Below are 10,708 nucleotides of genomic sequence, written 5' to 3' on the forward strand. Positions count from 1 at the left end.
TCATGCTCGTGAGAAACTCAGCCCTTCGGTGGGGTCATGCTCGTGGGAAATGACAGTGAAGCGACCGCTGCACGCTGCGCATCAGCAAGCAGCGGTCACCTGTGTCAACAATCTAGTCAAGACATTCGATCAATTCCGCGAGATTCAGGACATCGCACGGCGCTCCTCACACGCGTTCGAGCGCAGGAAGACGCTAAACGCCGCGAAGCGGCAGTCCATTGTGCCGAAGGTTACGAAGACAGACTACTCGGCGAACACGGTGACCATCGCCACACTGGAATCCGAGCTATCGGCGATCAAGGCTGATCTAGCGAAGTACGCCACCAATATTTCGGAGTTGGTCAATCGAGAAGTGATTGAGCTCAAACTGGAACGGGACAAGTTGGTCCGGGTCCGGACGGACCTGAACGGACGCCTCCGCCGCAGCAGAGACAACCTCTCAAATCACAGACACATCAAGAGCAAGCACTTTACGGGCCTGATCGAGCTCTTCCCCGAGATCGACCAAGACCGGCTAGCGGAGGTGGAGGAGTTCCATAGCGGTTTGGCTCGGATTCTGCGGGCTGAGTTGAGAGCTTCGCAGAGGGACCTTGAGCTAGAACTCGAACGGGTCAACGAGGCGATTGAGACGATCGAGTCAAGGATGGCTCGCACCCTCGACTCGGTCGACGAGCCGACGCACCTCGTGGACAGAGTCTACGAGGTTGCCACAGCCCTCGAGAAGGCGCTCGACGAGAACCAGCGGTACGAGGGAGAACAAGCGCTTAAGGCCGAGATCTCTCGCCTACAGGAAGAGCTCTCGAAGGCACGTCAGGGGGTTCTCGCCGCGATTCAGAGGCAGCTCAATGAAGGCATGCGCGACATCGTTGATGAGGTCTTCGGTCCCGAACGAAAGAGCCCAGAGATCACCCTTGGTGAGACCAACTACTCGTTCGAAGTTTACGAGGACACAGGTACCGGGACCGCATACTCCAGCTTGCTGGTCTTTGATTTGACGGTATTCGACCGCACGCCTCTTCCTGTGCTCGTTCACGACTCGGTGCTGTTTAAGAACATTGAGAACGACTCTGTGGCGCGGCTCGTTGGGTTCTACCCCAAGGACGGGAAGCAGGCCTTCATCGCTCTGGATGAAGTGGACAAGTACGGACCCGAGGCGGCCGCGATTCTCCGCGGCCGGCGGGCGATCCAGCTCGACGACGACAACCTGCTCTATGACCTCGATTGGCGGGTCCAGAAGGACTAGCTGTACCGGCAACCGGTGAGGTCACACGTGCGGGAAGATGACTGCGTGGAAGTCGCGGTTGAAATCTGCAACTCACCCGAGCGCAGGTGACCCGCCGAGACGCATGCGATTGAAGTTGATTCCGGGAGACGCCTATGTGGCCTGCCGGGCACGCCACGTTTGACATCCTGGATCCGGCTCTGGCTGACGCAGTGGTCGGTTCTGTGCGCCACGCGCTAGGCTCAGGTATGATCATCAACAGCCCCCATGAACTGAACCGCCCCGGGTTCGCCGGAGGCAATTCTGCTTGAGTGCCGTAGTCCTAGCCTGAGCTTCGTGGGTCCCCCGTTCACCCCCGATACTGCACCGCCTCCGCGAGATCCTCGTCCTGGATCCGCTCGGCGCCGGCCAAGTCCGCGATCGTCCGTGCCACTTTGAGGACGCGGTGGACCCCCCGCGCTGAAAGCCCGAGTCGGTCCGCCGCGCCTTCCATGAGCCGCGCTCCCTCACGCTCGAGCCGGCACCACCGCGCGACCCCGGAGGGAGTGAGCGCCGCGTTCCAGGTGGGCGTCCCTCCTCTCGCGACCGTGTCAGAGCTCCTCGGGTTCGTCCCTCCAAGCGCATCCCACCGGGTGCGCTGTCGCTCGCGGGCCCGAGTCACCCGAGTCCGGATCGCACTCGCCAAATGGACCCCGTTAGCTCGCCATATCCAATATCGTCTGTTCCACCATCGCCTTCGCCTCATCCAGCAGTCGTCGGGCTTCGCGGCGAGCGTCGAAGGACTCGCGGACCTTGGTGACGATCTTCTGTCGGTCCGCCTTCTTCGGGAGCACGATCGAAATCTTCATCAAGTCGGCCGTGGAAATGGCCGGATACATGCTCGCAGTGGTGTGCAGGTCCAGCAGTTCGCATACCAGCGGTAGCCGCAAATACACCAGGAGAAGTTCCGGCGCGACGTCCTTCGGGGTGAGCACCGCGAAGCCGGACGAACAGACGTAGCCGCCCTGTTCTTCGGTAATGATCGCCGACAGCCGGCGGAGCGGCCGAACGGTGGTCGTGATGATGTCGCCGGGCTTGACAATCCACGTCGCGCGGCTGGGCGCTTCTTCCCCGGCAACTCGGCTGCTGTCAGCTGTGCCGTTCCCGGACACGTCGCCAATTTCGATGTATTGGAACTCAACTCCGGCCTCGGCCCTGAAATATCGCTTGCTCAGCTTGGCCATGTCACCAATGGTCTGACCGTCGCGGGACAAGGCCGCGATGAGATTTTGCATCCGGGGCTGGAAGTAATCGGCATCGAAGCGGGCGGTGGCCTGCACGTCGGTGTATGATCGCTCGTAGAACAACTGGGGCGTCAGATCCAGCTTGTCCAGCTCCAAGGCCGATTCCAGCAATGCTTCCGCTTCGGCGTAGTGCAGGTTCGCATCGCAGTATGCCGACTCTGCATCTTCAACAGTTTGCTGTACGCGCTTCTGCAATTGATTAGGCAGCAGCGGAACCATTACGCGCTTCGCATCAGGTAGCGACAGGTGCTCTTGGACCTGGCCTTGGAACCAGCGGCGAAGCTCCAATTGCCCCGGTCTCGTGTTCAGGTAGACGGCCAGAAAGAAAGGGTTGATGTCATCGCGTTTCACCTTCGCCGCGATTACATCTTGGCTCACATTGCAGCGCTCACGCAGGACGACGGCCGCGCCATGCTTCCCCGTTTTTGCAAGCATGATGTCGCCACGTTCAAGGCTCGTCTTCTTCTCTACTTGATCTCGCTCCGCTGTGATGAACGCTAGCCTCGTGTCGCTCGGCATGATCGCTTGCACGTCCGCGGATCGGTAGAACGGGATGCCGACCTCGACGTAATCACTCGCCAAGATATGAAAGATGCCCTTTCGGAACGTCGTTACGAGTTCCCCAAGCGTGACATGGGGGTGCCCCTCAATCACTGCCGCGTTGTCGATGTAACAAGGCTGCCAGAACTCGGCATCCATCCGACGTTCGCCAGGTAAGGCAGACAGCAGGACCTCCGACCACGCCGCCATTATTCGCGACCTTCGTCATCGCAGAAGCCGAAACCTTGATTCCTACCCCAATCGCGAAAGGCGTCCGCGATGCCGAGGCGGTCCGGAACAAATGGTAGCTTGGCTGCGTGCGCATCGCGGATGGTCTGCTTCTCGGTGCCGGTCTTTGCGGCGCCCAGACGCTGCTCGAGTTGATCGGCCAAGTAGTTGCGCAGATTGTAAAGATCATGATCGACCATCGGGTGCGCGTGCAAATCGTACAGCCGCCGACCCTTGTCGTCGGTCAGATAGACATACTCGCCGCTGGTATCCTTGCCGCCTTGCTGACTGGTGGCGAAGAAGATTGGATAATCCTCCGCCTTCGGGCAGCGCAGAGCTGGCGGGGCGTCGGGGTGATCATTCCACTTCTGCACGAACAGAATGCTTGTCTTGGTCCCGGTGTGGGGCTTGAAAGTGTTGACGTGCAGACCGACCACTGCCAGGATGCGGGCGTGGTGCGCGATGAAGTCGCGTATGATCTTATCGGTGGTGTTGTTCAACCGGCCTTGAGGCAAAACGATCGCCATGCGCCCGCCGGGTTTCAGGAACTCAAGATTTCGCTGGATGAACAGCACATCGCGGCCGACCTTGTTCTGCCACTTGCCGTTTGCCTTCTTCGCTAGGTCGAATTGATGCAGGATGCGCGAATCCGTGATGTCGCCGGCGAAGGGGGGATTGGTAAGCAACACGTCGAAGTCGAAGTAGCGGTAATGCTCTCGGTTCCAGCGGTCCTTCTGCGGATCGTTGGGGAAGCGTTGCAGTCGGTCGCGCAAACCGACTTTGACTTCATCCGACCAGCCGCGCGGGTCAAGGCTGTTCGCACGATAGACGTTGGTACGACCGTCGCCCGCGATCAGGTTCAGGGCCTTAGCGATCTTGATGGATCTCGGATCGAAGTCGATGGCGTAGACCATCGAGTTGGCATAGTCGGATTGCCATTTCGCGGGACCATCCGCGGTAAACTCATGGCCCCAAACATGGAAGATACTGTGGACGGTGAAGCCGCAGGAACCGGCGGCGGTGTCGATGACATATTCCTCGATAAGGGGGTTTAGCATCTTCACGGCCATATCGATAACATGGCGCGGGGTGAAATATTGCCCTTTCTTGGCTTTGCCGACCTCGACGGACAGATATTCGAAGGCTTCGTCGATGACTTGAAGGTTGCTGTTGAACAGCTTGACGTTTTCGAGGTATGACCCGCAGGTGACAAGGTGCTCGGGGGTCAGGTCGATGCGCTCGCCTTCCAGAAACACGCCGGGCCACTTGGCCTTGGCCTTGTCAAAAAGGTCGTTGATCCTCTGCTTGAACTCGCTGGGGGTGGCGCCGCCAACGCGGAATTGGAGGTAGCGCTTCTGCTTGCCGCCTTGGGCAGCTTGGGCTTCGTCGTACAGTTTGGCATAGATCAGCTTGAAGACTTCCTCGAACGCATCCACGCCCGCGTTAGCCAGGACGAGGTTTTCCATGTCCAGGATGATATTCTTCAACGTCGTTTGCTCTTTGACCAGTACATTGTGTTCGGCTAGGTCGTGCAGCGTCCAGCGTTCGTCCAGCAGTTCGGATAGAGTCTGACTCGCAAGAGGGATGTCGGGAAGATTTTGGTAGTAGTTGGGGTTGCGGCGGTGCAGGTGGATGGTTTCGCCGCCGTTGGTCCACACGCCGATAGGCGAACCCTCCGCGTTGCAGTAGCTCTTGAGTTGTTCCAGGCCGTCCGACCGTCTAGGCTTCTTACATTCGACGATGATGTATGCGGCGGTGGGGTCGTCCTTGTCCCATATCACGATGTCCGCCGGTTTGTCGTGGACGTTGGACCCCATCTGCACCGGCTTCTCAATAGCGATACGCCCGGCGGGATAGCCGTAGTCGTCCATCAGCATCTTGAGGAAAAGTTGCCGGACGATCTCTTCGGGCTTGGCAGGGCGCTCTTTGCCGCTAGCGTAGCAGGTCAGGTAGGGCCTACCGCGTTTCAGGAAGATTTTCAAGCCCGCGATGGTCGCGGGCCTGAAGATCGTGAGAGCGTGGGCAGTTCCACGCAAGATTCCCTCGACGGTGACGGCTGGCGCGGGTTGGGCCGCGGTAGCAACCGTGTGGGTATTGCTTCCAGCGTCAGGCCGTTTCTTCCTGGACTTCCTCGTCTGGCTCAATCAGATCCTCTTGCTCTCTGATCCTCGTGCCTATGCTTGCGATGAAGGTAAAGGATATCTCCTCTGGTTTCGACTGCAACTCACCCCGCCTCCCTCCATACCACCGTGAGGATAAGGGCAACGGCGTCGAACACATGGCTCCGGTCGTGCTCGCTGTGCCACGGCTTCCGCTCGGGCGGCAGGAAGGGTTCGAGCTCCGGGTAGATCTCGGCGATTCCGGCGGCGATCTCCCGCTTCTTTGATCCCGCTGTTGAAAAGGTCTTCCGGATCTCGGCCTTGGATGCGGTGAGTGGCCCGAGGCCGTTCTTCGCGGCATAGGCCACGAGCTTCTTGAGCCTGCGAATCGCCACCGGAGAATTCCGCCGGTCCGACGTCTCCTGAAGCACGAGCTGGACCGCTCGGTACTTCTGGACGAGCCCCTCGACCCGGGCGAGGAACTCCTTGTCGTTCTCGGCCCAGACCCGGGCGCTCCCCCAATCGAGGAGTCTCCGTGGGCCTTCCAGAACCGCGAACGCGAACCCCTTCCGGGTCGGGACGATGGAAATCAGGCGTGCATAAGGATGGATCTTCTTCATGTTGGTGATGTGAGTTAGCTAATCATGGGCAGCCTCCCCGAGGAGCTTTTCGAGATGCTCAAGCTTCCTCCGAATCCGTTCGTCCTGGGGCTTCCGTTTCAGGCTTCGGCGCAGGGCCTTGGCCTGCTTCACCACCGTCTTCCGGGCCTCGTGGGAGAGTCCCCGGTAGAGGTCCGGAACGTCGGTGCCGAAGATGTGGGCGTAGGCGAGGACGGTCTTGAGGGCGGGAAGGCGGTCGCCCTTTTCGTGTTTTCCCACCGTGTCCCCGGTGAACCCGCCGAGAAGGAAGGCCACCTCCTCCTGGGAGAGGCAGCTCTTCTTGCGATTCGTCCTCAAATAGGTCCTCAGGGGTTCGGGGTTCATGGTGGGTCGGTTTAGCGTACCGGCCAATTTTCAAAGAGCCGAGGCGGGCGAATCCGCCATTTGCGTCGGGATTTCGCGATTCCGGGTGGATGTGGGGACTTCGGGGACGTTCGGAGGAGGGGGAGAGCGATCCTTTCCCTGGTCATCCGCCATCGTCAGGTGGCATCCCCCCGACGCTGTATCGTTCGTAGAGGTCGGCCAGCCGGGGGCGGTCCGAGTCCGGAATGACGAACGTCCCGTGAGACTTCACGGGCGTGAGGGAGAGACGGCCGCGGAGCTGCGCCCCGATCCAGCGGGCGCTCACCTCGTGCCGGTAGTCCGAGCCGTGTCGTTCGGAGAATCGGGCCGCGATGTCCTTCACCCGGAGAGGTACTCCGTCGCGGTCCATCTCATGAATGATACCAAGAACCTGCGCTTCCACGCTGGCGCTTCGCTCCGCAGAAAGCTCCCCGCTCGTCCGGCGGGCGAGGTCTCGCATCCGCTCGCGGGTATTCTCGTCCGGTGCGACGGCCAGGAGCGGCGCGAAGACCTGCGCCACCCTGGCCTCCAGATACTCGTCTATTGCCACAGACACTGAGGGAAGAGCGTTCCTCATCCGGAATCGGTACATGAGGAGCCGGTTTCGGATCTCCAGAGCTTCTTCGTGGAACGCTGGAGGCAGGTTCAGAGGGATGTCCGCCCTAGGAGGTCTTCCGGACATCGCCTCGGTGATGCAGCGGCTCTCCAGCGCCCGGTCCTCGAAGGACTTTCTCGTGGCGATGATCTTCGGGCCGAAGACGTTGAATGCGGTCGGGTTGAACTCCTTCTGAGGGGTGGCCTCGCTTCGTAGGACGGGGAATCCCCGCGCGTTTCCGTTGTTCAGGATTTTTGTGATCTCGGCCCGCTCGTCCGAGAACCGGAAGTCGCTTTCGTCGAGGACGAGGGTGCCCTCGATCGAGTCGAGCATCCGGAAGAGGGGCGAGACGGTCGAGGCGCCGCTCGCGAACATCGGCTTGTAGGCTACGGAGCCGATCGTTTGGAGACACCGGGTCTTTCCGCTTCCGTAGTCGCCCTTGAGCCGCAGGTAGGGGAGCTCCGAGAACGCGTCGTAGACCCAGGAGAGGAGCACGTAGAGGCTCGCCGCCTCTTCGAAGGAGTCCCCGAGATCCGCGTAGCGGTGGATGAAGGCGCGGACCTCGGAGAGGAGTTCGGTCACCGTACCACACTCGGTCGCGCTGGAGGGAAGCAGAAGGACCCGGTGTTCCAGTAGGTTGTTTGTGGCGGCGTAGGGCGCGACGCGCCCGAGGCGGGGGAGGGATAGGGTGTCGTGTTCTGAAATCTCTCCGCGATCGTAGCGCAGAAGTGCCGTCTTCCCGGTCTTCGGACGATAGATCGTTTCGACTAGGACGCCGTCCTCGAGGACGGCGGAGAGGATCGGCTTAGGACCATTCCGAGATGTAGGCGTAGGGGACATCCCGCCATCGTAGCAAGGCGTGCGGACGGCTGAAGCCGGGCTGTTTCATCATTTCCGTCCGTTTCGCCTTCCCGGTACGGCACGTTCGCCCCTCCTTGTGCTTCGCACCGCTGAACCGCCCTTCCCTTCCCCACCGCGTTTCGCTCCCCCACCCCGATCACGCTCGCAGTAGGACGGGTCATCCCGACGTTTCCAGCGGAATCGCCCGCCTGGGCTCCTCTCCCCGCTCTGGGACAATGCGGGTGGCGCCGAACACCCTCGGCGCCGGTCACGAAACGCCCAGATGGAGGAAGGATGATGATTCCCATGACCGATGGTCTCCGAAACGGAGCGACCGCCACTCCGGATTCCCAAGAAGACTGGGTCGGAGAGGTGGTAGGGTATCTGCAGTCCCGCGGACTCGCGGCCACGTGCGATGGTGGGTGGTTGCTCCGCCGGCTCCTTGAGGTCTCGCACGAGAACGGAAGGATGAGCGTGACCCGAATTGCCCAGCTCCTCCATATGAGCCGGCGGACGCTCGGTCGACGCACCATGCGGGCCGGTATCCCACATCCGAGACAAGTGCTCGCGTTCGGAAGAGTGCTCCGCACCACCCGGACCCTCCGGGAGACGGGTTGGACCATGGACCGGGCGGCGAGAGCCACCGGATGGCCGGACCCGTTCGGGTACTCGAACACCATCGCGCGACTCACCGGGATGCGTCCCACCGAAGCCCGGACCAGGGACCTCACGGTCCTGGCCGAAGGATGGCTTCAGGCGGAGCTCGCTGAAGGGAGAGTCTCCCTCCAGGAGCCCGAGCCCCCGCCCTGCCCCACCTGCGGGCGGGAGCTCCGCGTCGGCCCGGCACGTTCTTTCTCGAAGTCGTCTCCGTGACGGTGGGGAGCCGAGGATTCGTCCTTGGCTCCCTTTTCTTTTATGGCGGGGCCGACGGGACCCACGCCACGCCCCTCCCTCGACATCAAGGCGCTTCTCATGGCACGATGGTCCATGAGACTCCCGCCAAGGCGTCTACCCATCCCTCCTCCTCCGTGCCTTCCTCAGGCTCCAGAATGGAAGGATGGATCTTCCGGAGAAGCTCGTGAGGGAATTCAGGGACGCCTGGACGGAGGAGTTCGGGGAAACCCTTTCCCTTGAGGACGCCAAAGGAGAGCTCGTCCGGATGGTGGAGATCATCTGGATCCTCTCGCAGCCCCTTCCGGGGGAGGTGCCCCCGAAGATCGAAGAACCGCCCACGACATGAAGTACTTCCTATACTGCCGAAAATCGAGCGAGGCCGAGGACCGCCAGATCCTCTCCCTTGAGTCCCAGAAGCGCGAGATGGAGCGCCTGGCCGCCGCATGGCCAGAAGTCTTGATCGTCCGTGTGTTTGAGGAGTCCATGAGCGCCAAGACCCCCGGCCGGCCGGTCTTCGAGGAGATGCTCGGAAGAATCGAGAAGGGCGAGGCCGAGGGGATCGTGGCCTGGCACCCGGACCGCCTGGCGAGAAATTCCGTGGACGGCGGAAGGATCATCCACCTCCTCGATACCGGACGTCTCAAGGACCTTCGCTTCGCCACCGCCGGGTTCGAAAACACCTCTCAGGGCAAACTCATGCTCTCCCTCCTCTTTGGCTTCTCCAAGTACTACGTGGACTCCCTCACCGAGAACGTGAAAAGGGGTATGCGGACGAAGGCCGAGAACGGTTGGCTTCCTTCACGTCCTCCGATCGGCTACCTGAACGATCCCGTAAGCCGGGAGATTATCCCGGACCCGGAGAGGTTCCTCCTCGTCCAGCAAATCTGGCGCCTCATGATCCAGGGGGCGAACACCGTAGAGGAGATTCGCCGCATCGCGAACGACGAATGGGGACTTCGGACCCGGAAATCCAGGAACTCCGGTGGAACACCGCTGTCCGTGAGCGTGATGTATGCGATGCTCAAGAACCCGTTCTACGCGGGGATTGTCATGTGGGGTGGGAAGATGTACTCCGGAAAACACAAGCCGATGATCTCCATCGCCGAATTCGACAACGTCCAGGAGAAGTTGGGCCACCCTGGAATCCAGAGGCCGACAAAACGGAAGTTCGCGTTCACCGGCCTCGTCCGGTGTGGCCCCTGCGGTCGAGCCGTGACCGCGGAGCACAAGACCAACAGGTACGGCTATCACTACACTTACTACCACTGCACGCACGGACACGGACCGGATCGGTGCCGGGAGCCTTCAATCTCCCTACGCGACCTCGAATGGCAGATCCTTGCGTTCCTAAAGACCCTCGCGGTTCCCCTCAAAGTCCAGGCCCAGGTGGCCAAGGCAATGGATCTTCATCCGCCCCATAAAGCCACCGTGGATGGGACGACAAAAATGAGCCTCCAGAAGGGACTCGCAGACCTCGCGAAGGAGAAATCCAATCTCGTGGACCTCCGCGTGAGGGACCTCCTCCCGGACGAGGAATTCGTGAAGCGAAACCAAGAGCTGGGACTACGCGAGCTCCGGCTGCGAGAAAACGCAGAGAAAGTGGCGAAGGAATTAGCCTGGATCGAACCTCTCAAAACCATCCTTTCGTTCGGCAACAGAGCCGCCGAGTGGTTTTCTCTGGGCGACGAAAACGTTCAGCGGAGAATCGTGCTGGCGGCCGGATCGAACCTCAACCTGAACCAGAAAATGCTCAGCATTGAAGCCAGGAAACCGCTACGCCAGTGGTTCGGCGCGGGCCAGATTTCAGAATGGTGCACCCAAGTGCGCTGTAATCGAACCTTTTCGGGTGAAGAGATCTCGGACCTCGAGTTGCTAGCTCAGGAAATCCGAGAGATTGAGAGGTTGGTGAAGGAGAAGAAGCGAGCCGCCTAGGTCCTCCAGAAGGCCCCAATGTCCCCATGTCTACCGGAGAACGAGAGAGGGGGGGGGGGGGGGGGGGGGGGCGG

10 protein-coding genes are annotated in these 10,708 nt (G+C 60.9%); 4 read left to right on the top strand and 6 right to left on the bottom strand.

Annotated features, from left to right (window positions below; translation table 11 throughout):
• On the top strand, positions 1 to 1,243 hold a 1,243-nt coding region (locus WEG36_10950), incomplete at its 5' end, for a DUF2326 domain-containing protein (protein MEX1258123.1).
• 328 nt (positions 1,244 to 1,571) lie between these two features.
• Here the strand turns inward: WEG36_10950 and WEG36_10955 are convergent.
• The 6 genes from WEG36_10955 to WEG36_10980 all read right to left on the bottom strand — a co-directional run bounded on the left by WEG36_10955 (position 1,572) and on the right by WEG36_10980 (position 7,808).
• Positions 1,572 to 1,967, bottom strand: a complete 396-nt coding sequence (locus WEG36_10955) for a hypothetical protein (protein MEX1258124.1) — start codon at positions 1,965 to 1,967, stop codon at positions 1,572 to 1,574.
• Positions 1,918 to 3,204 (bottom strand): hypothetical protein, encoded by a 1,287-nt coding sequence (locus tag WEG36_10960; protein ID MEX1258125.1) that lies wholly within the window; start codon positions 3,202 to 3,204, stop codon positions 1,918 to 1,920. Before WEG36_10960 ends, WEG36_10955 begins: the two co-directional genes overlap by 50 nt.
• Before the next feature lie 50 nt (positions 3,205 to 3,254).
• Positions 3,255 to 5,417, bottom strand: coding sequence for an N-6 DNA methylase (locus WEG36_10965; GenBank protein ID MEX1258126.1), 2,163 nt, complete (start codon positions 5,415 to 5,417; stop codon positions 3,255 to 3,257).
• 80 nt (positions 5,418 to 5,497) lie between these two features.
• Entirely contained in the window at positions 5,498 to 5,992 is a 495-nt protein-coding gene (locus WEG36_10970; protein MEX1258127.1) for a hypothetical protein, read from the bottom strand.
• 18 nt (positions 5,993 to 6,010) lie between these two features.
• Entirely contained in the window at positions 6,011 to 6,355 is a 345-nt protein-coding gene (locus tag WEG36_10975) for a helix-turn-helix transcriptional regulator (protein MEX1258128.1), read from the bottom strand.
• A gap of 142 nt (positions 6,356 to 6,497) precedes the next feature.
• Positions 6,498 to 7,808 (bottom strand): hypothetical protein, encoded by a 1,311-nt coding sequence (locus WEG36_10980; protein ID MEX1258129.1) that lies wholly within the window; start codon positions 7,806 to 7,808, stop codon positions 6,498 to 6,500.
• A gap of 294 nt (positions 7,809 to 8,102) precedes the next feature.
• Here WEG36_10980 and WEG36_10985 point away from each other — a divergent pair, with 294 nt between their 5' ends.
• The 3 genes from WEG36_10985 to WEG36_10995 all read left to right on the top strand — a co-directional run bounded on the left by WEG36_10985 (position 8,103) and on the right by WEG36_10995 (position 10,634).
• A complete protein-coding gene (locus WEG36_10985) occupies positions 8,103 to 8,681 on the top strand; it encodes an AraC family transcriptional regulator (protein ID MEX1258130.1) in 579 nt (192 codons plus the stop codon).
• Between the two features lie 184 nt (positions 8,682 to 8,865).
• Positions 8,866 to 9,048, top strand: coding sequence for a hypothetical protein (locus WEG36_10990; GenBank protein ID MEX1258131.1), 183 nt, complete (start codon positions 8,866 to 8,868; stop codon positions 9,046 to 9,048).
• Positions 9,045 to 10,634, top strand: coding sequence for a recombinase family protein (locus tag WEG36_10995; GenBank protein MEX1258132.1), 1,590 nt, complete (start codon positions 9,045 to 9,047; stop codon positions 10,632 to 10,634). Before WEG36_10990 ends, WEG36_10995 begins: the two co-directional genes overlap by 4 nt.
• Positions 10,635 to 10,708: the final 74 nt, after the last annotated feature.

This window comes from Gemmatimonadota bacterium, from assembly GCA_040882465.1.
Lineage (GTDB): Bacteria > Gemmatimonadota > Gemmatimonadetes > Longimicrobiales > Gaopeijiaceae > JBBEBG01.

Bases quoted from the DNA above. Each gene is read 5' to 3' on its own strand.
- WEG36_10955 (MEX1258124.1), bottom strand. From the start codon at position 1,967: ATGAGGCGAAGGCGATGGTGGAACAGACGATATTGGATATGGCGAGCT.
- WEG36_10960 (MEX1258125.1), bottom strand. From the start codon at position 3,204: ATGGATGCCGAGTTCTGGCAGCCTTGTTACATCGACAACGCGGCAGTG.
- WEG36_10970 (MEX1258127.1), bottom strand. From the start codon at position 5,992: ATGAAGAAGATCCATCCTTATGCACGCCTGATTTCCATCGTCCCGACC.
- WEG36_10975 (MEX1258128.1), bottom strand. From the start codon at position 6,355: ATGAACCCCGAACCCCTGAGGACCTATTTGAGGACGAATCGCAAGAAG.
- WEG36_10980 (MEX1258129.1), bottom strand. From the start codon at position 7,808: ATGTCCCCTACGCCTACATCTCGGAATGGTCCTAAGCCGATCCTCTCC.
- WEG36_10985 (MEX1258130.1), top strand. From the start codon at position 8,103: ATGATGATTCCCATGACCGATGGTCTCCGAAACGGAGCGACCGCCACT.
- WEG36_10990 (MEX1258131.1), top strand. From the start codon at position 8,866: ATGGATCTTCCGGAGAAGCTCGTGAGGGAATTCAGGGACGCCTGGACG.
- WEG36_10995 (MEX1258132.1), top strand. From the start codon at position 9,045: ATGAAGTACTTCCTATACTGCCGAAAATCGAGCGAGGCCGAGGACCGC.